Annotated in this window: 19 protein-coding genes; 8 read left to right on the forward strand and 11 right to left on the reverse strand. The window is 66.2% G+C overall.

The features are described 5' to 3' along the window. Nucleotides 1-478: 478 nt before the first annotated feature. The 7 genes from xdh to Q3866_RS03230 form a co-directional block, all read right to left on the reverse strand. Nucleotides 479-3256, reverse strand: a complete 2778-nt coding sequence (xdh, locus tag Q3866_RS03200; protein WP_293673256.1) for a selenium-dependent xanthine dehydrogenase — start codon at nucleotides 3254-3256, stop codon at nucleotides 479-481. Nucleotides 3257-3269: 13 nt separating this feature from the next. Further along, entirely contained in the window at nucleotides 3270-3800 is a 531-nt protein-coding gene (locus Q3866_RS03205; protein WP_301829554.1) for a 4Fe-4S binding protein, read from the reverse strand. Between the two features lie 133 nt (nucleotides 3801-3933). Beyond that, nucleotides 3934-6936 (reverse strand): putative selenate reductase subunit YgfK, encoded by a 3003-nt coding sequence (gene ygfK / locus Q3866_RS03210; RefSeq protein WP_301829556.1) that lies wholly within the window; start codon nucleotides 6934-6936, stop codon nucleotides 3934-3936. 189 nt (nucleotides 6937-7125) lie between these two features. Then, a complete protein-coding gene (gene ssnA, locus Q3866_RS03215; RefSeq protein ID WP_301829558.1) occupies nucleotides 7126-8481 on the reverse strand; it encodes a putative aminohydrolase SsnA in 1356 nt (451 codons plus the stop codon). Nucleotides 8482-9139: 658 nt separating this feature from the next. Then, nucleotides 9140-10414: an amidohydrolase family protein gene (locus tag Q3866_RS03220; RefSeq protein ID WP_301829560.1), complete on the reverse strand. Its 1275-nt coding sequence runs from the start codon at nucleotides 10412-10414 to the stop codon at nucleotides 9140-9142. Nucleotides 10415-10473: 59 nt separating this feature from the next. Then, a complete protein-coding gene (locus Q3866_RS03225; RefSeq protein WP_301829562.1) occupies nucleotides 10474-11856 on the reverse strand; it encodes an NCS2 family permease in 1383 nt (460 codons plus the stop codon). Nucleotides 11857-12352: 496 nt separating this feature from the next. Continuing rightward, a complete protein-coding gene (locus Q3866_RS03230; protein ID WP_301829564.1) occupies nucleotides 12353-13048 on the reverse strand; it encodes a transcriptional regulator in 696 nt (231 codons plus the stop codon). A gap of 165 nt (nucleotides 13049-13213) precedes the next feature. Between Q3866_RS03230 and Q3866_RS03235 the strand changes: the two genes are divergently transcribed. From Q3866_RS03235 to Q3866_RS03250, 4 genes are all read left to right on the forward strand, one after another. Further along, nucleotides 13214-13867 (forward strand): transcriptional regulator, encoded by a 654-nt coding sequence (locus tag Q3866_RS03235; RefSeq protein WP_301829565.1) that lies wholly within the window; start codon nucleotides 13214-13216, stop codon nucleotides 13865-13867. Between the two features lie 195 nt (nucleotides 13868-14062). Continuing rightward, nucleotides 14063-15160 carry a 3-phosphoserine/phosphohydroxythreonine transaminase gene (gene serC / locus Q3866_RS03240; RefSeq protein ID WP_301829567.1) on the forward strand — a complete coding sequence of 366 codons (1098 nt, stop codon included), beginning with the start codon at nucleotides 14063-14065 and terminating at the stop codon, nucleotides 15158-15160. Between the two features lie 42 nt (nucleotides 15161-15202). Continuing rightward, on the forward strand, nucleotides 15203-16366 hold the full coding sequence (locus Q3866_RS03245; RefSeq protein ID WP_301829569.1) for a phosphoglycerate dehydrogenase: 1164 nt from the start codon (nucleotides 15203-15205) through the stop codon (nucleotides 16364-16366). A gap of 97 nt (nucleotides 16367-16463) precedes the next feature. Then, nucleotides 16464-17126, forward strand: a complete 663-nt coding sequence (locus Q3866_RS03250) for a DUF1015 family protein (RefSeq protein ID WP_301829570.1) — start codon at nucleotides 16464-16466, stop codon at nucleotides 17124-17126. Nucleotides 17127-17218: 92 nt separating this feature from the next. On the opposite strand, the gene Q3866_RS03255 is transcribed toward Q3866_RS03250, so the two are convergent. Then, nucleotides 17219-17602: a hypothetical protein gene (locus Q3866_RS03255; RefSeq protein ID WP_301829572.1), complete on the reverse strand. Its 384-nt coding sequence runs from the start codon at nucleotides 17600-17602 to the stop codon at nucleotides 17219-17221. Nucleotides 17603-17713: 111 nt separating this feature from the next. Here Q3866_RS03255 and Q3866_RS03260 point away from each other — a divergent pair, with 111 nt between their 5' ends. Continuing rightward, nucleotides 17714-20254 carry a tetratricopeptide repeat protein gene (locus tag Q3866_RS03260; protein WP_301829574.1) on the forward strand — a complete coding sequence of 847 codons (2541 nt, stop codon included), beginning with the start codon at nucleotides 17714-17716 and terminating at the stop codon, nucleotides 20252-20254. Between the two features lie 57 nt (nucleotides 20255-20311). Here the strand turns inward: Q3866_RS03260 and Q3866_RS03265 are convergent, their stop codons facing one another. Both Q3866_RS03265 and Q3866_RS03270 read right to left on the reverse strand, forming a co-directional pair. Then, nucleotides 20312-20995: a YoaK family protein gene (locus tag Q3866_RS03265; protein WP_293673269.1), complete on the reverse strand. Its 684-nt coding sequence runs from the start codon at nucleotides 20993-20995 to the stop codon at nucleotides 20312-20314. Nucleotides 20996-21005: 10 nt separating this feature from the next. Further along, on the reverse strand, nucleotides 21006-22442 hold the full coding sequence (locus tag Q3866_RS03270) for a Sapep family Mn(2+)-dependent dipeptidase (RefSeq protein ID WP_301829576.1): 1437 nt from the start codon (nucleotides 22440-22442) through the stop codon (nucleotides 21006-21008). A gap of 142 nt (nucleotides 22443-22584) precedes the next feature. Between Q3866_RS03270 and Q3866_RS03275 the strand changes: the two genes are divergently transcribed. Together Q3866_RS03275 and Q3866_RS03280 are read left to right on the forward strand one after the other, a co-directional pair. Beyond that, on the forward strand, nucleotides 22585-24030 hold the full coding sequence (locus Q3866_RS03275; protein WP_301829578.1) for a cation:proton antiporter: 1446 nt from the start codon (nucleotides 22585-22587) through the stop codon (nucleotides 24028-24030). Nucleotides 24031-24177: 147 nt separating this feature from the next. After that, a complete protein-coding gene (locus Q3866_RS03280; RefSeq protein WP_301829580.1) occupies nucleotides 24178-24465 on the forward strand; it encodes a hypothetical protein in 288 nt (95 codons plus the stop codon). 429 nt (nucleotides 24466-24894) lie between these two features. Here Q3866_RS03280 and Q3866_RS03285 read toward each other — a convergent pair whose 3' ends face one another. Then, nucleotides 24895-25320 (reverse strand): Rrf2 family transcriptional regulator, encoded by a 426-nt coding sequence (locus tag Q3866_RS03285; protein ID WP_293673277.1) that lies wholly within the window; start codon nucleotides 25318-25320, stop codon nucleotides 24895-24897. A 149-nt stretch (nucleotides 25321-25469) separates the two neighbouring features. Here Q3866_RS03285 and Q3866_RS03290 point away from each other — a divergent pair, with 149 nt between their 5' ends. Continuing rightward, nucleotides 25470-26054 carry a hydrolase gene (locus Q3866_RS03290; protein WP_301829582.1) on the forward strand — a complete coding sequence of 195 codons (585 nt, stop codon included), beginning with the start codon at nucleotides 25470-25472 and terminating at the stop codon, nucleotides 26052-26054. Nucleotides 26055-26086: the final 32 nt, after the last annotated feature.

The following is a 26086-nucleotide window of genomic DNA, read 5'->3' on the forward strand; positions in this document are numbered from 1 at the left end:
AACCTACGGACTGGGGTCTCCCCCGTGCGCCCCGAGTAGCCTCCTGGCGCCATAGATTGGCAACAGAGTAACCCGCAGCTCATGTCGATGCGGTTAACTATCTGGTGAGAAAAAGTTACTACTAAAATGCAGGTAGGCTTACATTCTTTAAGTTTTCGCCGCTTAACCGGCCAGTTTTGCCCGGCAGACGGTTGACTAATTATCGCTATCATTTTTGGAAATAACGTCTAGCTCGCGCACTTTCAAAACGGTTAAATTACTCTCGGACAATAATTAAGTATTGTTACATGCCAATCTGTTAGGCTCCGGACGCCCCCTGCATGGCCGAGAAATGCCGCGAAGGACCTTAGGCTATCTGACATATATAAGCTTGCCGAGATGGCCGGGAGCGAATCTCGATCCATCCAGGCCCGGCAACAAAAAAGCCCGGACGACGCGAGATCGCCCGGGCGGGGAAGCAGTCTAGGGCACGGGGCCGCTAGTCGCGGCCGAGCCTGTGGCTGTAGTACGTGTCTGCCATGGGCAGGTCGGGGCGCAGCTTGCCGTCGAACGTGTGGTAGGCGTTCTGCACAGCGGGCGCGGCGGGAATCGTGGCGATCTCGCCGATGCCCTTGCCGCCGTAAGCCACCGGCAACTGCTCGTCCTTCTCGACGTAGATCGCGTGGATCTGCGGGATGTCGGTCGAGCGCAGAAGGCCGAGGGTGCCGTACTTTACCTGCGGCACGCAGTCCTTGAGCGGCCACTGCTCGGTGAGCGCGTAGCCCATGCCCATAAGCACGCCGCCCTCGATCTGGCCCTGGATGGCAATCGGGTTGATGACGCGGCCCGAGTCGTGGGCGGCGTAGACCTCGGAGACCTTGCCCTCGTCGTCGAGGACCACCAGGTGCGTGGCAAAGCCATAGCAGATGTGGCTCTTGGGGTTGGGCACGTCGGCACCGAGCTTATCGGTGGGCTCGAGGTACTCGTAGTAGAAGTGACGGCCCTCGAGCTTCTCGAGCGCGGCGGCGGGGTCGGCCGGGTGAACGGCGTGGCCGGGCGTCAGCTGCTCGGCGGGCACCTCGAAGGTGGTGCCATCGGCGTAGGTGTGCGTGACGCCGTCGCCCTTGGCGCTGATGTGCTCCTCGTTCACGGCCTCACCGCGCTCGACGGCGAGCATCGCGTCGCGCAGCAGGAAGGCGGCGCCGCGAACGGCCTCGCCGGTGACGACGGTCTGGCGCGAGCCGGAGGTCGTGCCGGAGTCGGGGGCCGCCTCGGTGGAGCACTCGCCGTTGGCGAGGTGCGAGAAGGGCAGGCCCGTGGCCTCGGCCACGTCCTGGAGAAACACCGTGTTGCAGCCCTGGCCGATGTCAGACGTGGCGGCGTAGATGACCGCGCGGCCACCCTCGACGCGGATGTCGCAGCGGCCCGCGTCGGGCAGGCCAACGCCCACGCCGGCATTCTTCATCGAGCAGGCGAGGCCGGCGTGGCCCTTGTTCTCAAGGTAAACGTCGTGCACGGCCTCGAGGGTCTCCTTGAGGGCGGTCGAGCAGTCCGCGATCTGGCCGTTGGGCAGGACCTCGCCCGGCTCGATCGCGTTCTTGTAGCGAATTTCCCAGGGGTCGATGCCGGCCTTCTCGGCGAGCAGGTCGATGAGGCTCTCGAGCGCGAACTCGGACTGGCACACGCCAAAGCCGCGGAAGGCTCCCGCGGGCGGGTTGTTGGTGTAGTAGCCATAGCCGCGGATGTCGGTGTTCTGGTAGGTGTAGGGGCCAACCGAGTGCGTGCAGGCGCGCTCCAAGACCGGGCCGCAGAGGCTCGCATAGGCGCCCGTGTCGAAATTGATCTCGCAGTCGAGGCCGGTGAAGTTGCCCTCTTCGTCACAGCCCAGGGTGAAGGTACCGTCCATGGCGTGGCGCTTGGGGTGGAACAGCAGCGACTCGGCGCGTGAGAAGCGGCACTTGACCGGACGGCCAAACTTGTAGGCGGCAAGCGCGGCCAGGTGCTGGCAGGAGACGTCCTCCTTGCCGCCAAAGCCGCCGCCCACGAGCATCGTCTCGACGACGACGCGCTCGGGCTCGGAGTCCCAGCCAAACATGTGCGCGCACTCCTTGCGCGTGTCGTAGGCGCCCTGGTCGGTCGACCAGATCTTGACGCCGTTCTTGTAGGGGGCGGCGACGGCGCACTCGGGCTCGAGGAAGGCGTGCTCTGTGAAGGGCGTGGTGAAACGCTGTGTCACGGTGAATGCCGAGTTGGCGAGGGCCGTCGCGGCGTCGCCTCGGGTGACGTGGCGGCTCTGGCAGACGTTGTCTTTGAGCTCGACCGTGTTGCCAAAGGCGAAGAAGCTGTCGTGAATCTTGGGCGCGCCCTCGGCCTTGGCCTCCTCGATGGAGCGGATGGGCTCGAGCTCCTCGTACTGGATCTTCACGAGCTTCTTGGCGCGCTCGAGGGTCTTGGCGTCCTCGGCCACGACCAGCGCTATGGCGTCGCCCACGCAGCGGGTAATGTCGCCCTCGGCGATCATGACGTCCCAGTCCTGGATGAGGTGGCCCACCTGGTTGTGGGGCACGTCTGCGGCGGTGAGCACGCCCAGGACGCCGGGAAGTGCCTCGGCCTTGCTCGCGTCGATCGAAAGCACGCGGGCGCGCGGGTACTTGGAGCGGATGGCCGAGGTGTAGGCCATGCCCGGGAAGTCTCGCTCGTCCATGTCGTCGGGGTACTTGCCAAAGCCAAGCACCTTGCGGCGGACGTCGACGCGGAAGATCTGCTCGCCCACGGCGTAGTTGTCACCACGCTCGGCGGCCGGGTCGATCTTCTCGTCTCCGCGCAGGATGGCGGCGGCGAGCTTGATGGCCACGAGGATGCGCTTGTAGCCGGTGCAACGGCAGACGTTGCCCTTGATGGCCTGGGCGATCATGGGGCCCGAGGGGTCGGGCTCGCGGCGGCACAGGGCCGCTCCGCACATGACCATGCCCGGGATGCAGAAGCCGCACTGAACGGCGCCGGCGACGCCGAAGGCATAGACGAACGCCTCCTGCTCCTCCTCGGTGAGGCCCTCGATGGTCACGATGTCGTGGCCTTGGGCGAGCTTGGTGGTGAGGACGCAGGACTTGACGGCCTGGTTGTCAACAATGATGGTGCAGGTGCCGCAGGCGCCCTCGGAGCAGCCGTCCTTGACGCTCGTGAGCTTGAGGTCGTCGCGCAGGTAGCGAAGGAGCGGCTTGTTCTCTGTGGTGGTGTAGTCGCTGCCGTTGATGTGCAGCGTGTACTCAGATGCCATCGTCTTCTCCTCCCTACTTCTCGGCCACGATGCCAAAGGCATCGCGGATGACGTTTCTGGGGCACTTGGTGGCGCACATGCCGCAGGCGATGCAGTGCGCCCAGTCGATCACGGCGTGGTTGTCGACCACGTGGATGGCGCCGGACGGGCAGGCTCGCTCGCAGGCGCCGCAGGCGATGCAGCTGTTGTCGCACTCGAGCTTGGCGTCGGAGCCCTTCTCGGTGTTGGAGCAGCGCGCCGTGATCGTGAACTCGCGCTCGACGAGCTGGATGACTTTCTGCTCGCAGGAGCGTATGCACAGGCCACAGCCGATGCAAGCGTCGCGGTCGACGACGGCGACGCCGCGCTCGTTGATGTGGATAGCATTCTTGCGGCAGACGCCCACGCAGGTGGCGCAACCGATGCAGCCCTGCTTGCAGCCCTGCAGGTCGCAGCCGCCATTGCACATGACGACGGCAACCGGACGGGGCTTTCTCGGACGCTTGGGCGCGCCCGGCTTGGTGGGGGTCTTCGCTTGATCGTACTTATGCTTGTCGTAGGCCATGGCACGGCCTTTCGTTTCTCGCGGGACGCACGGGCGCAGGCACATGCGTCCGCGCCCGCGCGTCCAATACTGTCCATAACTCCCTAGAAGATGCGGCCGGACGCGGGAGGGACGCCCGGCCGCCTAACGCATGCTACTTGGCGAGCAGGTAGGCGTAGTTGTCGCGCACGGCGGCAATCGTCAGGCGAACCTCCTCGGGCAGGCCGCAGTTGGCGTCATCGACGTCGTAGGAGCCGATGCCGTCCTCGAGGCGAACGAGGAAGGTGCCGTCGGCCTGGGGCAGGAAGCCTCGGTTCTCGGAGTTGCCCATGTCCTCGGCGCTCCAGAACAGCGTGAGCTTGTCCTTGAACGGGCGGCCGCTCCACGGGCAGAACACGGCGCAGTTGCCGCACTCGTTGCACATGCCGTCGACGTGGACGACCTGGTGCTGAGCAAGGCCCGGGACGGTAATGGAGACGTTGGCGCGGTTGGGGCAGACGTCGCAGCAGGCCTCGCAGACGGTGGCGCAGCCAAGGCAGCCAGAGCTGTTCTGGCACCCGGCGCAGCCCAGGCGCAGATCGCCCTTGCGCTCGTAGCAGCTGGCCTCGTGGCCGGCACGGACGTTGGCCTCGGAGTACTTGGAGAAGTCGACGCCGCACATCTGCTTGGCAACCTGCTGGGCGTCGGCGATGGCGTCGACGAAGCGGGCGGGGCCACGGCGGCAGTCGCCGGCAGCCCAGACGCCCTCGACGCCAGTGGCGCAGCCGGCCGGACGGCCACGGCGGTCGGTCTCGACGCCGGCAGCCTCGTAGAGGTCGCCCTCGATGTGCTCGCCCACGGCGCAGATGACCGCGGTGGCCGGGACTTCGATGGTCTCGCCGGTGGCAACAGGGCTGCGGCGGCCAGACTCGTCGGGCTCGCCCAGGACCATCTTGTCGCAGGTCAGGACGCCGTCACGCACGCCCTTGGGGGCAACGAGCTCGACGAGCTCGACACCCTCGGAGAGGGCCTCGGCGAGCTCCTCCTCGTCGGCGGGCATGTAGCGCTTGGTGCGGCGGTAGCAGATGCGGACGTTCTCGACGCCCGGGAGACGCTTGGCGACGCGGGCGGCGTCCATGGCGGTGTTGCCGGCGCCCACGATGACGACGTCGGAGCCGAGGCTCGAGAGGTCCTCGCCGCGCTTGGCGGCACCGAGGAAGTCGAGGACGTCGATCTCCTCGCCGTACTCGAGGCCCACGTGGCCGGGAGCCCAGGCACCGCAGCAGACCACGACGTCGGTGTAGCCGGCAGCCTTGAGCTCGTCGACGCTCTTGACCTCGACACCGAGCTTGACCTCGGCGCCAAAGGCGCAGCACAGCTCGACGTCGCGGTCGATGTCCTCGTCGGCGATGCGGAACGCCGGGATGATGTGGCGGGCGACGCCACCCAGGGTGTCCTTGCGTTCGAAGATCGTGACCTTGGCGCCGGCGCGCGTCAGGAAGAACGCGGTGGCCATGCCGGCCGGGCCGCCGCCGATGACGGCGACGTTCTTGCCCTGGGCACCCTCGACGACCTCGGGCTTGTTGGCCTTGATGGAGGCCAGCAGCTCGTCGATGCCGCCGCGGGCGGCCTTGAGCTTGGAGGCGCGGATGGCAGCGCCCTCGGGCTCGTAGAAGGCGCGCATGCACTTGGTGCCGCAGGGGTGCGGGCAGAGGTTGCCGGTGATGAAGGGCAGGGCGTTGCGCTCGGCGATGATGGCCAGGGCGTCGGCCAGGCGGCCCTCGTCAACGGCGGCCAGGTAGGCCGGGATGTCCTGCTCGATGGGGCAGCCGTTGCGGCAGGGCGAGGTGAAGCAGTTCGTGAGCGGCAGCGGCCAGTCGAGTTTGTGGCTCGGAACCGGCTTGATGGGCTTGTTGTACTTGGGGTCGGCCGCGACGGCCTCGTCAAGGGCGGTCACGGCGGCGACGTCGACTTCGTCCTTGCGCTCGACGCCCTCGAGGACGTGCGAGATCTGGCTGAAGCGCTCGTAGCCACCGGGCTTCAGGACGGTCGTGGCCATGGTGATAGGCCAGATGCCCGCGCCGTAGAGGCTCTTGATGTTCTGGGCGTCGGCACCGCCGGAGTAGGAGATGCGCAGCTTGCCGTCGAACTCGGAGGAGATCTTCTGGGCCAGGTGGATCGTCAGCGGGTACAGCGAGCGGCCGGACATGTACATCTCCTCGCTCGGCAGCTCCTTGCGGGTGACGTCGACCGGGAAGGTGTTGGTGAGCTTGACGCCAAAAGCGAGGCCACGCTCCTGCGTGAGGGCGATGAGGCGCTTGAACATCGGCACGGCGTCGGCCCACTGCAGGTCCTCGACGAAGTGCTTGTCATCGAAGGCGATGTAGTCGAAGCCAAGGCTGTTGAGGCGCTCGCGGGCGTACTCGTAGCCCAGGAGGGTCGGGTTGCACTTGATGTAGGTGTTGAGGCCCTTCTCGGTGATGAGGTAGGTGGCGATGCGCTCGATCTCGTCGGGCGGGCAGCCATGAAGCGTCGACTCGGTGACGGAGCTGGAGACGTGCGGGCTCACGGAGTTGACGAAGTCAGCGTCGACGTGCTCGAAGCGGTCGAGGTTGGCGAGGGCCCAGTCGCGGCACTCGGCCCAGACGGCGGTGTTGGAGGCGTCCTTCATGCCCTCGATGTAGGCGTCGACCTTGGCGCTCTTGATGCCCTCGAGGTCATAGCCCACGCTCATGTTGAAGACGAAACCGTTGGGGTCGCCCAGGCCAAGCTCGCGGGCGAGCAGCTTGCAGGCCCACCAGGCCTTGATGTACTCGCTCATGGCCTGCGGGACCTCGAGCTCGGTCGACCACTCGCAGTTGTAGCACTCGTCCTCAGCCACGATGCAGGGCTTGGCGACGCACTTCGACAGCTCGGCGCCGTCCATGACCTGGACGGTCTTGAGCTCGAAGAAGCGGGCGCCGGCAACGTAGGAGGCAACGATGTTCTGCGTGAGCTGGCTGTTGGGGCCCGCGGCCGGGCCAAAGGGGGTCTCGATCTTCTCGGCGAAGATCGGGTCGGCGCCGCCCTCGTGACGCACGATCTTGCGAACGCCGAAGATGCTTCCCTTCTCGGTGTTCTCGGTGAGGATCCAGTCCATAAGCTGTGCGAACGGGATCGGCCTCATGATGTCGCTCATTGTGAGCTCCTCTCCTGCCCAGCCGAGACCGCGCGGCATGGGCGAGTTGAATAACGCGCGGGTGACACCCGCGCGCGACGGCCCCGCGGAGGTCGTCTGCCGCGCCCGGGCTCCCCGGCCCAGACGCGGTTTGCCCGACGCCCGCAGGGGGCGCCGGGCTCACGGACCGGCGAGCCGGCCCGAGGTTACCTAGTAGGTGCGGTTGTTGAGCGTGCCCCAGAGCTTCTTGGACTGCTCGAGCGTCCAGGCGTTGATGCGCTCCTCGTCAAAGGCCACGAATTCGCGGTCCTTGTAGAGAACCTTGCCGTTGACGATCGTGGTGCGGCAGTTCTTGCCCATCATGCCGAACAGCATGTGGCCGTCGATGTTCTCGTCGGAGAAGGGCGTAAAGACCGGGTAGTCCATGACGATGACGTCGGCCGCGGCGCCGGGCGTGAGGGCGCCGATCTTGCGGTCGAAGTACTTGGAGGCCATCGCGTAGTTGTTCTTGAACAGCATGGTCATGGCCTCGCCCCAGCCCACGTTGGGCATCGCGGCGTTGTGGCGCTGGATGATGAGGAAGACCTTGAGGCTCTCGAGCATGTCGTGGGTGTAGGCGTCGGTGCCCATGCACACGGGGATGCCGCGGCGGAAGAACTCGAGCACGGGGGCGCAGCCCACGGCGTTGCCCATGTTGGACTCGGGGTTGTTGACCAGCCAGGTGCCGGTCTCCTTGATGATGTCCATCTCGGCGGGCGTCACGTGGATGCAGTGGCCCAGCATCGTGTCGGGGCCAAGCAGGTTGTGCTGCAGCAGTCGCTCGATGGGGCTGATGCCGCCGCGGTTGAGGCGGGAGTCCCAGACGTCGTTCATGCCCTCGCAGACGTGGATGTGGAAGCCGGTGAGGCCGTTGTTGGCCTCGGCCATCTTGTCCATCGTCTCGTCGGAGAGGGTGAAGGTGGCGTGGCCGCCGAACATGGCGGCGATCATCTTGTTGTCGTCGTTGACGCGCTGCTCGTGCGCCCACTTGGCGAACTCGGCGTTTTCGGCGATCGACTCGTCGCGCTTCTGGTCGCCACGGCGGTCCGAGACCTCGTAGCACAGGCAGGAGCGCATGCCGAGTTCCTCGGCGACGTCCTTGATGGCGAACAGGGAGCCGGGAATCTCGCAGAAGCTCGCGTGGTGGTCGAAAATCGTGGTGACGCCGTCACGCAGGGAGTCGAGGATCGTGGCGTAGGCGCTGGCGCGCGTGCCGTCGAGCGTGAGGTTGTCGTCGATCTTCCACCACTGCTGCTCGAGGTTCTCGAGGAAGTTGGTGGGGTTGCAGCCGTCGATGGCAAGGCCACGGGCGAGGCCGGAGTAGATGTGCGTGTGGCAGTTCACGAGACCCGGCATGATGACGCCGCCGTGGGCGTCGACGTACTCGTAGCCGGGGTTGGCGGCCTTGAGCTCAGCCTCGTCGCCAACAGCCTTGATGGTGTCGCCCTCGATGGCGACAGCGCCGTGCTCCAGATAGGGCTTATCCGCATCTCGGGTGATGACGCGACCGTTGCCGACAATAAGCATGGTGCTCCCTTCGTTGTCTCAGGCGGGGTTTGTCACCTTTGACCAGTGGTACCGTGCCTCGCGCGCCGAACCATTTCGGAGGCGGGCCCTCCCCCGCACTCGCGCATGCGACCATGCAAATCGCATGGTGCAATTGTCCCCAAAGCAATGCCGTTGGGCTCGAGAACTCAGCTTAACGGCAGTGGGCAAACAGAATGTTATCAAACCTAACTATTTGTAATAACTGCGGGTTTATGGAAGGTTGCGAATTAGTGACCGCTCGAGGGCAAATCGGTGAACGGTAGTTGCCCACAAACCTTGAACACATATTGTTAGCTGCGGTTTCGTTAGTTGGTTTTGAGAACAACGCATGTTCGGGGCCACGCCGCCGGGCCTGGCGCCTCCCGACGTGCCAAATGCGCCTGCAGATTCTCCCCATGGCATGCGACCGACACGAACGGAAAGCCGGTCATATGACGGAGGGGACGCGCCTTTTGTCATATGACAGAAGGCACGTCCCCTGTCATGTGTGCACCCCTCAGTCATGTGCGAGATGAGCCAACAGGCCCGGCCCCTTTGGCACGCGCGACAACAGGCCACATGGCGCGCACAGAAATGCCCCCGACGGCGAAGGGGAAGGGCCGTCGGGGGCAGGTTGAAGGAGCGATATGGCTCAGGTCTAGTCGAGGTTGATCTCGCGGCCGCGGACGTACTTGCGGGCGATCTTGCCGCCCTCCTCGGCGAGGTAGACGTAGCGCTCGACGCGCTCCCACACGTCAAGGTCACGCGGGGTGGCGATGGCGGAGTCGTCGAGGACAAGGGCGTCGAACTCGTAGCCCTCCTCGAAGGAGCCGACCTTGCCAAAGAAGGAGCCGCCGCCCACGGTGGCGAGCCACAGGGCCTCCTGCGTGGTGAGCGCGGCCAGGCTGTCGTCGACAAGGCGCCAGCGCAGCTTGGAGACGGCTACGGCGTCGGACATGCAGCGGAACATTGAGAGGTTGGCGCCGCCGGCGACGTCGGTGCCCAGGCCCACGTTCATGCCCAGGTCCATGTAGCGGCGAATCGGGGCGATGCCGCTCGAGAGCTGGGCGTTGCTCTGCGGGCAGTGGGCGACGTAGGTGCCGCTCGCGCGCAGCAGCTCGACCTCGCGGTCATCGGAGTAGATGCAGTGCGCCATGACGGTGCGGTTGCCGAGCAGGCCAAAGTGGTCGTAGGCGTCGCCGTAGCACTCGCTCCAGGGGCAGAGCTCCTTGACCCAGCCGCACTCGGAGGGGTTCTCGGACAGGTGGCTCTGGACGGGCAGGTTGTGCTCGCGGGCCATGTCGGCAAGCTGGGTCATGAGCTCGTCGGTGACGCTCGGGGTGAAGCGCGGGGTGATGATCGGCATCGTGCGCTCGTACTTGCCCTCGACATCGGCGAGCCAGCGTCGGGTGTCGGCCGCGGAGGCCTCGGTGGTCTCCTCGAGGTTCTCGCCACCGTTGCGGTCCATGTTGACCTTGCCCACGTAGCTCACGACGCCCGTCTGCTCGAGCTTGTCCATGAGCAGCTCGGTGCCCTCGACGTGCATGGTGCCAAAGACGACGGCGCGGGTGGTGGCGCTGCGGCGCACGTCGTTGGCGAAGATGTCATAGGCGCGGCCAGCGTACTCGAGGTCGGCGTAGTGGGCCTCCTCGGGGAAGGTGTGGGTGTTGAGCCAGTCGAGCAGCTCCAGGTCCATGCCCAGGCCGCGGAAGGCGTACTGCGGGGCGTGGATGTGGATGTCGCTCATGCCCGGGATGATGAGCTGGTCGCCGCAGTCGACGAGCGGCAGGCTCGCGTACTTCTCGGGAAGCTCGGCGAATACGCCGGCGCTCTTGCCGTCGACGCAGACGACGTAGCCGTTGGCGGTGCAGGAGACCTCCTGCGGGGTGGTGTTGTAGCAGACGTTGCCCTTGAGAACGAACGAGTTGTCCATGGTTTCTCCCATCGAAGGCGAGCGCGCGGCGCCCGCCGGTTGCTTGGCTTGGCTAGATGCTAGATAAGCACGTACTTGAGGATGAAGATGGCCGCAAGGACGTACATCATCGGGCTGATCTTCTTACGGCTCTCCTTGCCACAGAACAGGTTGATGCCCACGTAGGAGATGATGCCCAGCGAGATGCCCTCGACGATGCTGTAGCAGAAGGGCATGCCCACGAAGCACAGGAAGGCGGGGATGGACTCGGAGGGGTCGGAGAAGTCGATTGAGAGCACCGAGCTTGCCATCATCGAGCCAACGAGGACGAGGGCCGGGGCCGTCGCGAAGGACGGGATGGCCAGGAAGATCGGCGAGAGGAACATCGAGAGCAGGAAGAGCACGCCGGTGGTGAGGGCCATGAGGCCGGTGCGGCCGCCCTCGGCAATGCCAGCGGCAACCTCGACCGAGCAGCAGGTAGCGGAGTTGCCCAGGACGCCGGCGATCATCGTGGCGACGGACTCGCCCATCATGGCGCCGCGCACACCGGGCATGTTGCCATCCTCGTCGAGGAGATTGGCCTTGGCGCCCAGGCCAATGAGGGTGCCGACGGTGTCGAACAGGCTCGTGAGCAGGAAGGCAAAGGCAACCACGAGGAAGCCCAGGTCGGCGATGTGCGAGAAGTCCATCTTCATGAACGTCGGGGCGATCGAGGGAACGGCGAGGCCGTTGGAGAAGTCGGGCAGCAGGCTCGCGAAGCCGGCGTCAGGGTTGGGAACGTAGAGGCCGCAGAGCTGGCAGACGATGCCAAGGATCCAGGTGATGAGGATGCCAAGCAGGATGTTGCCCTTGACGTTCTTGGCCATGAGGATGCCGGTGATGACAAGCCCAACGAGGAACAGGACAACCGAGATGCCAGCCGTGTTGAAGGTGCCGTCGGCCATGCTGCCGGTGAACGAGAAGATCGAGACGAGCGTGGCGGAGCTGCTGATGACGAGGCCGGAGTTCTTGAGGCCGATGATCGTGATGAACAGGCCGATGCCCGCCGAGATTGCGTACTTAAGGTTCAGCGGAATCGCGTTGAAGATCTTGTCGCGCAGGCTCGTGAGTGAGATGAGGGCAAAGACGACGCCCTCAAGGAAGATGGCGGCAAGCGCGGTCTCCCAGCTATAGCCCATGCCCAGCACCACGGTGTAGGCAAAGTAGGCGTTGAGGCCCATGCTCGGAACCAGCACGAACGGGTAGTTGGTGAGCAACGCCATCACGAGCGTGCCGAGGAAGCACACGAGCGCCGTTGCCGTGAAGACGGCGCCGGAGTCCATGCCCGTCGCGCTCATAACGGAGGGGTTCACCGCGAGCACGTAGGCGGCAGTGACGAAGGCGGTGAGGCCAGCGAGGACCTCGGTGCGGACGTTGGTCCCACGCTCCTTGAGGTGGAACAACTTGTCGAGCTTTTCTTCCATGGTGGGTTTCTCCCTTAGACCAAGGCGGGCGGCTTTTGCCCGCGTGTCGTTGAAGCCCCGGCACCGCAGGTGGCTCGTACCGTACGCGTACGCCCACCTGCGAGTTTCGTGCCGTTGGTCACGGAGAGGGGCGTGGTCCTTCGCGAAAGGTGCGACCTTCTCCGCATCGGGTGTCTTGAATATAATTTCTCATCACGCTTGATAATAAATAGTTGTTGCAAACGGTAGGAAAATGGCCACGAATGGATGAGCATTTAAAGCAACAACGCCGGTTGGGGCCATATTTGGGGCGGCCGGCCTGAGGTCCAGCGCGCCGAGCGCGAGAGCCGCACATGGTGCGTGCCAAACGCAGCCAGTTATCGAAAGCGCGTGCCAAACGCAGGTAGCCATGGGCCCTAGAGCCCGAGTATTACCCGCGTTGGACACGCACTTGGAAGATTGACGAGAATGTTAGCTGCGCATGAGGATGCAGACCAGGAGAGGAAGGCGCGGGTCCCTACCCCTGGCGGCGGACCTGCTGCAGGTAGCGGTAGATGCTCGGCACCGAGACGTGCAGCTCGCCGGCGACGTCTGCGGCCGCACCCTTGATAAGGAAGGTGCCGGCTGCCTCGAGCCTGCGGATGATGTCGATGCGGCCGGCCTGGTCAAGCTCACTCGACGTCTTGCCGAGCGCCCCCAGCAGCGAGCGGACCTGCTCGGCCACGCCCGTCTCGGCACCACCGATGGAGAGGGCCTCGACGCTCGACGCCTTGTAGGCACTGCGCACGGCGTCGAGGTTGGTGTCGTGGTACTCCTCGGAGCCGCCGTGGCGGTAGGCCTCCATGAAGGCCTTGATGCCGTCCTCGAGCGTGCGGAAGGGCTGTGGGTCGATGTTGACGCAGATGATGCCCACGATCTGGCCCTCGTCGTCGCGGATGAAGTACGACGAGCTCTGCAGGGGCCGGCCGTCTGCGGTGGTGCTCACGTAGTCGCTCACGAAGCAGTCGTCCGAGTGCTGGAGCTGCTCGGCCATCTTGAGGGAGAAGGCCGTGGCGGGCGCGCCCACCGTGCGGCCCGAGACGTGGCCGTTCACGATCTTAACGACCGAGTGGTCGGGGTCGGAGAGGTCGTGCAGCACAACCTCTGTCGCACTTCCTAGGGCAGCGCCCAGAAAGTCGATGAACGGCATGAGCTGTGCAACCTTCTCGTTCACGGAGCCTCCCGCAGAATCGATTCGACGTAACTTATTATATCTTGTGACCGATACTAACTTTGTGTTAGTTTTTGCAGGTAGAACGAAACATCGGAACGGGCGAACGGCACAGCGCCCGCATACAACCCGCCAACTTGTCCTCGCTATTTTGGCGAAAGGTAAAACATGGACGCCGCACAGACTGACTTTTATGCTCGTCTCGCACACGCCATCGCCGTTCAGTTTGGCTCCAACTGCGAGGTCGTCGTCCATGACCTCGAGACCAAGGACCCCGAGAAGTCCATCGTCGCCATCGAGAACGGCCACGTCACGGGGCGCAGCGTGGGCGACGGCCCCAGCCACATCGTGCTCGACGCCGTGAAGGCCGGCAAGGTCCACAAGCTCTCCGACCGCCTGGCCTACCTCACCAAGACGCCCGACGGCCGCATCCTGCGCTCCTCGACCGTCTTCATCCGCAACGCGGACGACATTCCCGTGGGCATCCTGGGCATCAACTATGACATCACGGTGCTCTCCGCCGCGGCAGACGCCCTCAACTCGATCACCGGCACGGGTCCCGGCGACGACCCCATCGGCGACCCAGAGCCCATCGTGCGCTCGGTGGCAGACCTGCTCGATGACCTCATCGAGCAGAGCGTGCAGCTCGTGGGCAAGCCCGCCGCCCTCATGAGCAAGGACGAGCGCGTGCGCGCCATCCGCTACCTCAACGACGCGGGCGCCTTCCTCATCACGAAGTCCGGCCCCAAGGTCTGCAAGTACTTTGGCATCTCCAAGTACACCCTCTACTCCTACCTCGACGAGGCCAAGGCCCAGGACTAGCCCCGGGACAATAGATGCCTGAGCAACTGTCCCAGCACGGCGCCCGCGAGCTGCACGCTAGGCTCGCGGGCGCCATTCGTTACCAAGGCGTAACGCGCCGCCTCCACGCAACGCGGGTATCCTAATGACACTTGCACACGTGCCTTCCTGAAAGCGGAGGCAAACCAAGCGCCCACGGGGCGGCAAGGAGGAACCATGGCTCGAGTCTTCAACTTCGCAGCAGGACCCGCGGCCCTGCCCGAGAGTGTACTGGCCCAAATCGCCAGCGAGATGCTCGACTACCAGGGCAGCGGCATGAGCGTGCTGGAGATGAGTCATCGATCTAGTGCGTACCAGAAGATCTTCGACAACACCGAGGCCACCCTGCGCCGCATCGTCGACATCCCGAGCAACTACAAGGTGCTGTTCCTGCAGGGCGGCGCCACGCTGCAGTTCGCCGGCATCCCGATGAACCTCATGGGCGCCGGGCGCGCGGGCTACCTCGTCACCGGCAACTTCGCCAACAAGGCGTGCGAGGAGGCCAGGAAGTACGGCGAGGCCGACATCCTGGCCACGAGCGAGTACACCGGCTTCGACCGCATCCCCGAGGTTGCGGGCGTGGGCGAGCTTGCCGAGGCCACGGGCTACGACTACGTCTACATCTGCCAGAACAACACCATCTTTGGCACGCAGTACCACGAGCTGCCCCAGACCGGCGAGATTCCGCTGGTCGCGGACGTCTCGAGCTGCTTCCTCGCCGAGCCCATCGACGTGAGCCGCTACGGCCTCGTCTACGCGGGCGCCCAGAAGAACGCCGGATGCGCGGGCGTCACCGTGGTCATCGTGCGCGACGACCTCATCAAGGACGGACCGGCACTCCCCTGCTGCCCCTCCTACCTCGACTATCGCCTGCAGGCCAAGAAGGGCTCGATGCTCAACACCCCCAACACCTTTGGCATCTACCTGTGCGGCAAGGTCTACCACTGGATTGAGGAGCAGGGCGGCCTTGAGGCCATGGAGCGCATGAACCGCGAGAAGAGCGGCATGCTCTACGACTACCTCGACCACAGCCGCCTGTTCCACGGCCACGCCCAGCCCGCCAGCCGCTCCATCGCCAACGTGACGTTCCGCACCGGCAACGAGCAGCTCGACGCCGCCTTCGTCGCGGGCGCCACCGAGCGCGGCCTCGTGGGCGTCAAGGGCCACCGCCTCGTGGGCGGCATGCGCGCGAGCGTCTACAACGCCGTTCCCGTCGAGGGTGTGAGCGCCCTTGTCGACTACATGGGCGAGTTCGAGGCCGCCCACACCAACTAGCAGCCACTTCGCGCGACGCGCTCGCGCAGAGAAGGAGACCCCATGCGTCACATCAAGACGATCGACGACATCACCAAGGACGGCAAGGTCGAGTTTGGCGAGGGCTACGACTTCGTCGACGAGACGGCCAGTGCCGACGCCATCCTCATGCGCTCCACCGACCTCCACGGCTACGATCTGCCCGACTCCATCCGCGCCATCGCCCGCTGCGGCGCCGGCGTCAACAACATCCCCGTCGACGAGTACGCCAAGAAGGGCGTCGTGGTCTTCAACTCGCCGGGTGCCAACTCCAACGCCGTCAAGGAGCTCGTCATCGCGATGCTCATCCTGTCGAGCCGCGGCGTCGTACAGTCGATGAAGTGGGTGCGCGCCCACGCCGACGACCCCAACATCCTCGTCGACGCCGAGAAGGCCAAGAAGGCCTTCGTGGGCCGCGAGCTCAAGGGCAAGCGCATCGGCGTCGTGGGTCTGGGCAACGTGGGCTCCAAAGTGGCAAACGCCTGCGTCGACCTTGGCATGCAGGTCTTTGGCTACGACCCGTTCATCTCGGTCGAGCACGCCTGGGTACTGTCGCGCGAGGTGCAGCGCGTGGGCACGCTCGAGGACCTGTGCCGCGGCTGCGACTACCTCACCGTGCACGTGCCGAGCAAGGCCGACACCATCGGCATGATCGACGCCGAGGTCCTGGGTCTGCTCAACCCCGGCGCCGTCCTCATCAACTACGCGCGCGAGACGATCGTCGACGAGGACGCGGTCGACGCGGCACTGCAGGGCGGGCGCCTCTCGTGGTTTGCCACGGACTTCGCCACGCCCAAGACGGTCGCGATGCCCAGCACCTTCATCACCACGCACTCCGGCGCGGGGACCGGCGAGGCCGAGGCCAACTGCGCCGACATGGCGATCTCGGAGCTCAAGGACTACCTCGAGAACGGTAACATCGCCAACTCGGTGAACTACCCGGCCTGCTCGATGGGCAAGGCGCGCGCCGCGAGCCGCATCGCGTGCCTGCACGCCAACGTCCCCAACATGATCGGCCAGATCACGGCCATCCTCGCCAAGGACAACGCCAACGTCCAGCGCATGGTCAACGAGAGCGCCGGCGAGAATGCCTACACGATGTTCGACACCGACGAGCACCTCGAGGACACGACGATTGCCGCCCTCAAGGAGATTCCGGCCGTCTACCGCGTCCGCGTCATCAAGTAACGTCCCCGGAACAATAGGTGCCTGAGCAACTGTCCCAGCCAAGGCGGCCGGCAAGCCCGAGCGGGTGCGTCGGTCGCCTTCCCATGAAAGGAGCGCCATGCTCGTCTCGCCCTTCTCCTGCACGCGTCCCGAGCCAGATCACGTTGCCGCGGCTCGCGCGTTTGCCACGGCCGCCGAGCTCGACGCCGCCATCGCGGCGGGCGACTACACCTGCGACGTGTCGCGCGCGCTCTACCTCGTGGCCCACGCCGCCAACGGCGCGGTGACGACGGCCGTGGCGTGCTGCTGCGACCTGTCCGAGCTGGGCGGGAGCGTCGCCTGCGGGCAGGCGTACGAGGACGAGGCCCAGCGGGTGGCGGCCCACCTCGAGGCGCTGGGGGCGCACGACGCGCCCGTCACGATTGCCTACCCCGCGAACGTGGTGCTCTCCTACATCCTGGGGGCCGCGCGCACCTCGACCCCGCTCTACAACCTGCAGCGCGCAGGCGAGCAGCTCGTGCTGTGGCGCGTGAGCCGCCCCGAGGCCGTCGAGGCCATCTGCGCCACGTTTGGGCAGCTCGAGGGACATGTCGTGGCGGGAGAGGAGCAGGCTGCGGCAGCGGCGCTCGTGGCAGACGCCATGCGCGAGAGGCGCGGGAGCCTGGACGAGCGCGCGCCGGTGCTGCACCCGCTTGCCCTGCTGGTGACGCAAGAGGAGCTCGAGACGTCCGACGGCAGCGCCCTGCCGCTGCCGGGACTTCTCATGCATCGCTTCGCCTAGGCCTGGGACGATAAAGCCCGGAGCTTTTCTGTCCCACGTTTCCTGCGGTTTGGGACGATAAAGCTCCGGGCTAATTTGTCCCAGGCGGCATTCTATCTGCCGTCGAAGAGGCCGCCCAGAAGGCCGCCGAGGCCACCTCCCGCGAGCATCTTGCTCGCGATGGCGCCCATGTCGACCTTCGAGACGTCGACGCCAAGCTTGGTGGCGATGCTGAGCAGGCGCGCGGGGTCGAGCCTCGAGAGGTCGAGCGCGTCGAGGTCGAGGCGCGACAGATCGAGGCGCGAGAGGTCGACGTCGAGTCCCTCGAGCTTGTCGAGGACGGCCATGAAGAGCGACGTGAGGTCTACCCCGGGGTTGCCGCCGCAGATCTTCTCGACGGTTGCCGCAGGCGCCTCGACGAGGCGCTGGGCGAGCTCGGGCGTTGCGCGAATGGCCTCGACCACCTGAGCGGCGAGTGCCTGGATGTCCTGGGTCATGGGTCCTCCCTGGGTGTGGCGAGGCGCGGCGCGAGGGGCGCCGGCGCGCATGGGTATAGTAGTAAGGATACAGGTACGGGCTGCCGGCACGCGAGCCGAGAGGAGAGACGCTTGGGCACCCATGGATTCGACATCGTGGCGGCGGCCATCGCCGCAGGCGCCTCCGTGCTCGCCCTCGCCCTGGTGAGGCGCGCGCGCAATCGCAGGCGCAACGGCGGCATGGAGACCCCCGCGGACGTGCGCCCGCCGGCACCCCAGGGCCTCGAGCAGACCGAGAAGGCCACCAAGGCGGCAGCTCCCGGCGCCACGCCAGCCTCCCCCGCCCCGAACGCTGCAGCCACCGTTGAGAACGGCGGCGCAGTCCCCTCCGCCAACGAACCGCGACCCTTCCCGCGCTCGAGCGCCAGCCCCGAGCAGCCCTTCGATGACGATGACCTCGATGCCATCGTCGACTACCTCGAACACGAGGACGAGGGCGACTCCGATGGCGGCGACGTCCCCAAGGACGCCGGCCAGGACGGCGAGGCAAACGAGGGCGAGGAGGTCGATCTGCTCGACATGGAGCGGCTTGCCCGCAGGCTCTCGCGCAACCCGCGGCCCTGGGCGGTGCTCAAGCGCATCGCCCGTCGTTACCGCCCCGACCTTGGCAGCGAGGACAACTTTGACGCCGACGCCATCCGCGCCTACCTCGCCCGCGGCCTGAGGGAGGCCGGCATCCTCGACCCCGATGCCCATCTCCCCCACGTCGTGGTGGTCTACACGGGCCGCAGCAAGACCTTCTACCTGCGCGTCGTCGACGACACGGTGGCCTGGGCCGACATGCTGCGCGTCCTTGCCACCGAGGGTGCCCTCAACCGGGCGCTCTTTGCCTGGGAGCACTTCCGCAAGCACGCGCAGGGGACCATGGAGCCCGAAGAGGTCACCATCGAGGACTGCTACCGCTTCAACCAGGCGCTCGCTTCGTCGATCTGCGCGCAGCTGGGCTCCACACCCATCCCGCGCGCGAGCATGAGCGACGTCATGGGCGAGTGGGGCGTACGCCAGACCATCTCGGCGGGCATCGAGACCTTTCGCCTGCCGCTTCGCCTCACCGCGCAGTTCCGCGTGAATCTCATGGGAGGCGACGCCGCGATCGTGTGCTCCTTCGTGCCGGCCGCGGCCCAGCCCGCAAGCGTCTACTCCCCCGAGCTGGGGCGCATCGTGCGCTGCTCGGCCCAGATGCGCGACCGGCTGGCGGCCGACTACGCCCAACGCTGCGCGCTGCTACTCGCCGCGCACGCCTTCCGCAGCTCGCGCAGGATCTGCCACGCCTTCGTGGCCGTGACGCTCGAGACGCCCAGCCACCACACATGCCTGCTCTCGGGAGACGTCTCGCGCGAGCAGCTGCGTGAGCTCGACCTCTCGGAGGACTTCGACGCCGCCGAGGTCTGCGCGCGCCTGGGCGTTCGCTGCCCCACCATCAACGGCAGGCTCTCGGGCACCGAGCAGGGCTTCGAGCTCGACTCCGAGCGCTTCTGCCCGCGCGGCCGCTACGAGTCGGTCGACCTGTCGAGCCGCGTGCTGCCAAGCTTCGAGGCACGCCTTCTGGGCGTCGACCACGTGAGCGAGATGTCGATCAACGAGAGTGCCCGCCGCGAGCTCATGGCCCAGCGCGTCGTGCGCGAGCTGGGTGGCTCCACCGAGCGCTCGGTGCGCCGCATCCTGCGACTCACCGAGAACGACGCCGACCCCACGGTGGTCGAGGCGGGCAAAAGGTGCGCGCGCCACATCATCGAGGGCTCGCTCTCGACCGCAGACCAGCTCGCCTTCGTCGAAGACTTCGTCGAGGGAGACGAGCTGTCGCGTGGCTGCGACCGCGCGACCGACCTGCTGCAGCAGGGCAAGGCCAGCGAGGCCATCGAGGTGCTCTGTGACCTTCTCGCCCCCATCGACGCGCTCGACACCTACCGCGACGGGGATGGCAGGACCTGGCGCCAGTTCATGAGCTACGTCTCGCGCACCCTCTACAACCGCCTGATGGCGACCGAGGGCGAGAAGACCCAGCTCGTGCCCGACGCCTACTACGGCGCGCAGCTCCTCATGAGCAGCGCGCTGCTCGAACGCGGACGCGTCGAGGAGGCGCTCGCCTTTGCCCGCCGCGCCCAGGAGCTCGACCCGCTCGACATGGCCGCGATGCTGCGCATCGTGCGCTGCCACGAGCTGCTGGACGACAACGAGGCCGCGGCCGAGGAGCTGCGGGGCTGGCTCGAGGTGGCCTTTGATCCGCAGGGCGTGGGCGTGGGCTACTACCGCCTCGCCTACCTCGAGTGGCAGCTGGGAAACATCGAGGTGGCAGACGCCTGCTACCAGAAGGCCGCCGTGAGCCGCGCCACCTGCGCGGGCGCCGCCGCGCTCGAGCTCCACGCGCTGCGCGCCCTCGAGGGCGAGCGCCCCGTCGAGGGCGACGAGGTCGACGAGGTGCTCGAGGCCGCGAGCGTGCCGCTCGCCCCCACCGAGCGCGTCATCGGCGTGCTCGTCGAGGCCGCGCAGGGCTCGCTCGACGCCGAGGTCTTCCCCGTCGCGCGCAGCTTTGCGACGCTGCTGGGGTCGCTCACCGGCGACGACGTTATGAACGGCGTCATGGAGTCGATCGAGCACGAGCCCGACAGATAGCAAAAACGAGACGAGGGGACAGTCCCTTCGTCTCGTTTTTCATTGGAGAGGTTGCCGTTAGCCCAGGCGCTGGACGCGCTTGCTGTTGGCCTCGCGATCGATGAACATGATGCAGAAGCACACGGCGAGCAACGCCGACGCCACCGCGATGGCATGCAGACCCAGCGCGTGGATGCAGACGTTGCCCAGCACGGCGCCCAGCACGAACGTGAGGATCACGCCAAAGTAGAGCAGGCCGTTCTCGAGGAAGCCCTTCTTGTGCGTGATGATGTAGTCGTCGACGCTCTGCAGCGCGCTTCTCAGGTTGCCGATGCACATCGTGGTGGCGATGCCGTGGCCGTGGATCTTGCGGAAGCTCTCGACCTGCATGCCGCAGGCAAACGACGTAAAGCAGTTCGCCGCGAGGTTCATCGTGCCCGGAATGAAGCTCACGCCCAGAAGGATCGCCGCCTCGCAGAAGACCGTGAGCTGCCTCCAGTGAAACACGCTTGAGAAACGCTCGTGAATAAGGTCTGCGAGCATGATTCCCAGGGCAAACGCCAGCACCGGGAAGAAGTAGCGCCCCGCCTTCATGAGGTCGCCCTCGGAGAGGTTTACGCCCACGAGCAGGATATTTCCAGTCTGGGCGTTGGCAAAGACGCCATCGCGGGCGATGTAGGAGTAGGCGTCCATGAAGCCGCCGGCAAGCGCGAGAAGAATGCCCAGCTCCACGGACTCCGAGATTTGCTTTGCGCGATCCAAAACCGTCCCCCTAGAGGTCGAGCTTCATGAGCTCGGCAATTGCGTAGATGTAGATCTTGAGCGAGAGCTTGAGCTGCTCCTCGCTGGCGCCCTCGTCGGGGCCGTGGATCTGGCCCACCCACTCGGGCGTGGGCAGGTCGAGCTCTTCGGGGCCAAAGCTCGCGGCGTTCCTGAAGTGGCGGGCGTAGGTGCCGCCGCCAATCGTGAAAGGCTTGGTGTCCTTGCCCGTGTACTCGTTGTAGCAGCGCACGAGCGTCTGGATCTCGGGCGAGTCGGGGCTCACATAGAACGGCACGACGGCGCGGCCCGCCTCGAACTCGCAGCCATGGGCGGCGGCAAGCGCACCCAGGCGCTCGCTGATGGCCTCGGCGGTCGTCGACTTGGGATAGCGGGCGTCGAGCGTCTGCTCGATGCGGCCGTCCCCGGTGGTGCGGATGGTACCGCCGATGCAGGTGAGCGGCTCGAAGACGTCGTCGGTGGCATCAATGCCCAGGCTCGTTCCGTCGGTGCTCGCGTGGATGGTGCCCTCGAGCTCGAGGAACGCGCGCTCGGCGTCAGAGCAGACGCCCGCCTTAAGCAGGTAAGAGCACAGCATGCCGATGGCGTTCCTGGTGCCCTCGGGCATGCTCGCGTGGCCGCCGATGCCATGGGCGGTGACGCGCGCGAGGCCCTCGCCCGCCTCGACGACCTCGATGCCGTCTGCCGCGGGCAGCTCGGAGGCACCGGCGCGCACGACGGCCTCGGCGAGGCTCGGGATGGCGTTCGTGGCCGTGCCGCCCTCGATTCTGACGATACGCGCGCCAGGCGCCTCGCCCGCGATCGTGGCCGAGCGGACGGTGGCGCCATAGAGGCCCTTCTCACCGCAGCACACCGGGAACTCGGCGTCGGGCGTGAAGAGGAAGTCGGGCTCGGGATAGTGGGCGAGGTAGTACTCGACGTCGCCCATGTTGGTCTCCTCGTTGGCGCCGAGGATCACGCGCAGGGTGTAGGGCAGCGGCTCTCCCGTGACCTCGACCTGCTCGGCAAAGAAGCGGCCGGCGTAGAGCGACAGCACCGCGGGGCCCTTGTCGTCGGTGACGCCGCGGCCAAGCAGCCAGCCGTCACGGCGGACCATCTGGTAGGGGTCGGTGTGCCAGCCCGTGCCCTCGGGCACGACGTCAACGTGGGCAATCGTGGCGATTTGCTTGGACGAGGCACCGGGAACGTCGGCAAAGCCGAGGTAGCCCTCGCAGTCGTGGGCCTCGAGGCCGCAGACGTTGGCGATGCAGAGGGCCTCGTCGAGCGCCTCGCGCGGGCCCGGGCCCCAGGGGGCGCCCTCGGCGGCCTGCGAGAGGTCCTCGACGCTCTTGTGCGAGACGAGCGACTCGATGTCGTCGAGCACCTCGGGCCACACGCGGTCGACAAACTCGTCGATCTGGGCCTTGAGCTGGGCATTGGTATCGGTCATGGCAACTCCCGTCATCTGCGTGCGCGCACGCGTAGTTTTCCGCATTACATAATACGACCGAATGGCTCGCGCGCGAAATCATGCGGACGTGTCCGCCATATTGGGTAAAACAGAAGGGTCCAAACCAACCAAGAGGAGGCCCATGACTACGGAGCTCGCAATGCTCGCCACGATGCTCGCCGTCGTGGTACTGTCGTCGTTTGCGGCAAGCCTCATCCCGGGCCGGCCCATCCCCGAGGTCGTGTTCTTCGTGGCCGCGGGTGCGACACTGGGACCCCACTGCCTGGGCGTCGTCCACGCCTCGCAGGGGCTCGCGCTCATGTCGCGCCTGGGGATGGGCATCCTGTTCCTCATCGCCGGCTACGACCTCGACCTGCGCGAGCTCGCGGGGCGTGCGGGCAGGCACGGCGCCGTGTGCTGGGCCATCTGCATGGCGCTTGCCGCAGCGGCCACGGCCCTTCTCGACCTGGAACTTTCCATGGCGGGCTCGGCCGCCTTCGCTATCGCGCTCACAACCACCGCCTACGGCACGCTCGTTCCCATCATGCGCGACCGCGAGCTGGGCGGCACCGCGGTGGGCGGCGTCATCGAGTCGTACGGCGCCATGGGCGAGCTTTTGCCCGTAGTGGCCATGTCGATCATGCTCTCCCCCACCCGCTCGATGGCGGCCAACATCGCCGTGCTCGTGGGCTTCGTCGTGGTGTGCGTCATGGTGGCACGCGGCGGCGAGCGGGTGCGCAACCTGGGGGGACGCCTTGTGCGCTTTCTGTCCGACAATGCCGAGACAAGCTCGCAGGCACTGCTGCGCGCCACGCTACTGCTGCTCGTGGCCCTGCTCGCCCTGGCGGCGGCACTTGACCTCGATGCGGTGCTGGCCGCGTTTGCCGCCGGATTCATCCTGCGCCGCGTGCTGCCGCCCGAACAGGGCAAGGGGCTGCTCGCCAAGGTCGAGGCCATGGGCAACGGCCTGTTCATCCCCGTTTTCTTTGTCTACTCGGCCATGGACATCGACGTGGCGGCCGTGGGCGCCAACCCCGCGCTGCTCGCCACCTTCGTGGCGCTGCTCCTGCTGGTGCGCGCCCTTCCCGTGGGGCTGTGCCTGCGGGCGTTTCCCGAGACGCGCGACATGCCCGCGGGCGAGAAGGTCTCGGCGGCCCTCTACTGCACGATGGCGCTGCCGCTCATCGTGGCACTCACCGAGGCCGCGGTTGGGGCCGGCGCCATGCCCAGCGCCATGGCAAGCGTGCTCGTGTGCGCAGGCGCGCTGTCGGTGCTCGTGATTCCCGTGCTCACGAACATATCGCGCGTGGCCATCTCGGCGAGCCCCGTCGAGGCCGCTCAGCGTATCGCCGCAAGCCCCGAGACAGCGCGCCAGATCGTGCACGAGCACCACGAGCGCCTGCGCGAGGCCGAGCGCGCCTTCCATGCCGAGCGCGCTGAGCTGCGTCGCGAGGGCGTGCGGCTCTCCGCGGCCGACTACCTGGCCCGCGCCGAGGAGCTCCGCGAGCGCCACGCCCGCGAGCTGCGGCGCATTCACGAGCAGAACAAACACGAGATAGACGAGCTGCGCGAGAGCCGCCGCAAGTAGGCAGCTTCGGGCCGCGCGGTTTTGCCTCGCGGCACGCAAGCGGCACGCTCGCTTTGCGCACCTACCACTCGCATTTGTTGCTCAACGTTTTTGTCCGAAACTCCCCTAGCTTAAGGATTACCAAACGTCCACGAGCCAGTAGGGACCATGGAAGAAGACGAGAAGGTCACCCAGCAGCTGGGTGAAAAGCCAGATGCATCCGAGCAGGCATACGCACCCACCGAGGAAGACGCAGGCAACGAGGCGCAGGCAGACGAAGCGGCAACCGCCAGCGACCGGACTGGTGAAGCCAGCGAGCTCGTAGCCGAGCAGGGCGACCAGACCGGAGAGCCCAACGACGACGTCGCAGCGGCGCGCTCGTCCGCGCCACTCAGGCCCGCCACGGCCACGTGCAGCGGCGTCGACGTGCCACCGGCGCAGGTCGTGTTGGCGTAGTCGAGCGCGTACGTAACACTCGCGTGCACGTTGGCCGAGCAGCCCGCCGCGATGAACAGCACCATGACCGACTCGGCACGCTCGTATGACCCCATCCCCGCAGACCCCGCCGGCCTCGTGAGCGCGTTGCGGTAGAGGTTCACTTCCTGGTGGCACGCGGCCAGCGCGTCCTCGAGCGGCTTGCCAGAAGGACCGCACACCATCTCGACGATCTGGTCGTTGGAGAGACGGCTCGTGCGACTCGAGCGCAGCTTGAAAAGTTCAATCCTCTGCTAATACCGCTGCTCAACTATTTGTTGCGCAACAAAAATAGAGGGGACGAGCGGCACCGGGAGGCGTATGACAATGGGGGCGCGCCTCTTGTCATATGTCAGTGGGGACGTGTCTTTTGTCATATGACAGAAAGCACGTCCCCGCTGACATACCGAGCTAGATCACGTAGTCGTTGCCGGCGAGGGAGACGGTGGCGAGGTCGCTCACCCGAATGCCGTCGAGGTAGTCTCCGATGAGTGCGCCGAGCTTCTCCCACATCTCGTGGCAGCGAGGCTCCTCGGCACGAAAGCGCACGAGGTCGTCCATGCCACCCACGGGGTCGAGCGAGCCCTCGGTGGAGCGCAGCACCTCGCCGGCCGTGTAGTCCTCGGCCGCGCGGGCCAGGCGGTAGCCGCCGTTCTTGCCGCGCAGGCTCTCGATGAGATGGTCGCGCACGAGCGCCTTGAGGATGCTCTCGAGGTACTTGTCGGAGATGGTCTGGCGCGCGGCGATGTCGCGAAGCGGGATGAAACCCTCGCCCTCATGTTCGGCGAGGTCAACCATCACGCGCAGGGCATAGCGGCCCTTCGTAGAAACGAGCATTCCATCCTCCTTGGCGCCGACGTGTTCGCGCCAGGGGCGCCGCGGGCCCGCCGTCGGCTGCGCGCCGGGCCGTATCAATTTCCTATCAATACTATAGGATAATGGGAAAATCGTATCATGGAGAGAAATGACCGACGACAGGAGGGTTCATGGTTCCCACTCCACAGCAGGCGCTCGAGATGCTCGACGAGTACAACGAGGGCGAGTTCCACCGCACCCATGGGCGCATCGTGGGCGAGGTCATGCGAGACATGGCCGCCCAGCTGGGCCACGAGGACGAGGCAGACCTCTGGCAGGTTGTGGGCACCCTCCACGACCTCGACTTTGAGCGCTGGCCCGAGGAGCACTGCGTGCGCGAGGAGCAGATCATGCGCGAGGCGGGCATCGACGAGGTTGTCGTGCGCGCGTGCGCAAGCCACGGCTGGGGCCTCACGGACACGCCGTACGAGCCCACGAGCGAGATGGAGAAGGTCCTGTTCGCGGTAGACGAGCTCACGGGCCTCATTGGAGCGGCCGCCCTCATGCGCCCCTCCAAGAGCGTCGACGACCTCGAGGTCAAGTCGCTCAAGAAGAAGTTCAAGGACAAGCGCTTCGCCGCGGGCTGCTCGCGCGAGGTCATCGTCCAGGGCGCCGAGGCGCTGGGCTGGGAGCTCCCCGAGCTCATGGAGCGCACCATCCTCGCCATGCGCAACGCGCCTTCCGCCCCGCACGGCAAGGCTGTCGAGCAGAACTAACCACCCTGGGACACATCTGCCCGTAGCCTTTC

The organism is uncultured Parolsenella sp. (assembly GCF_958346945.1).
Classification (GTDB): Bacteria; Actinomycetota; Coriobacteriia; order Coriobacteriales; family Atopobiaceae; genus Parolsenella.

Coding starts and splice junctions, on each gene's coding strand:
- xdh (WP_293673256.1), bottom strand. CDS start 3,256: ATGGCATCTGAGTACACGCTGCACATCAACGGCAGCGACTACACCACC.
- Q3866_RS03205 (WP_301829554.1), bottom strand. CDS start 3,800: ATGGCCTACGACAAGCATAAGTACGATCAAGCGAAGACCCCCACCAAG.
- ygfK (WP_301829556.1), bottom strand. CDS start 6,936: ATGAGCGACATCATGAGGCCGATCCCGTTCGCACAGCTTATGGACTGG.
- ssnA (WP_301829558.1), bottom strand. CDS start 8,481: ATGCTTATTGTCGGCAACGGTCGCGTCATCACCCGAGATGCGGATAAG.
- Q3866_RS03220 (WP_301829560.1), bottom strand. CDS start 10,414: ATGGACAACTCGTTCGTTCTCAAGGGCAACGTCTGCTACAACACCACC.
- Q3866_RS03225 (WP_301829562.1), bottom strand. CDS start 11,856: ATGGAAGAAAAGCTCGACAAGTTGTTCCACCTCAAGGAGCGTGGGACC.
- Q3866_RS03235 (WP_301829565.1), top strand. CDS start 13,214: ATGGACGCCGCACAGACTGACTTTTATGCTCGTCTCGCACACGCCATC.
- serC (WP_301829567.1), top strand. CDS start 14,063: ATGGCTCGAGTCTTCAACTTCGCAGCAGGACCCGCGGCCCTGCCCGAG.
- Q3866_RS03245 (WP_301829569.1), top strand. CDS start 15,203: ATGCGTCACATCAAGACGATCGACGACATCACCAAGGACGGCAAGGTC.
- Q3866_RS03250 (WP_301829570.1), top strand. CDS start 16,464: ATGCTCGTCTCGCCCTTCTCCTGCACGCGTCCCGAGCCAGATCACGTT.
- Q3866_RS03255 (WP_301829572.1), bottom strand. CDS start 17,602: ATGACCCAGGACATCCAGGCACTCGCCGCTCAGGTGGTCGAGGCCATT.
- Q3866_RS03270 (WP_301829576.1), bottom strand. CDS start 22,442: ATGACCGATACCAATGCCCAGCTCAAGGCCCAGATCGACGAGTTTGTC.
- Q3866_RS03275 (WP_301829578.1), top strand. CDS start 22,585: ATGACTACGGAGCTCGCAATGCTCGCCACGATGCTCGCCGTCGTGGTA.
- Q3866_RS03280 (WP_301829580.1), top strand. CDS start 24,178: ATGGAAGAAGACGAGAAGGTCACCCAGCAGCTGGGTGAAAAGCCAGAT.
- Q3866_RS03285 (WP_293673277.1), bottom strand. CDS start 25,320: ATGCTCGTTTCTACGAAGGGCCGCTATGCCCTGCGCGTGATGGTTGAC.
- Q3866_RS03290 (WP_301829582.1), top strand. CDS start 25,470: ATGGTTCCCACTCCACAGCAGGCGCTCGAGATGCTCGACGAGTACAAC.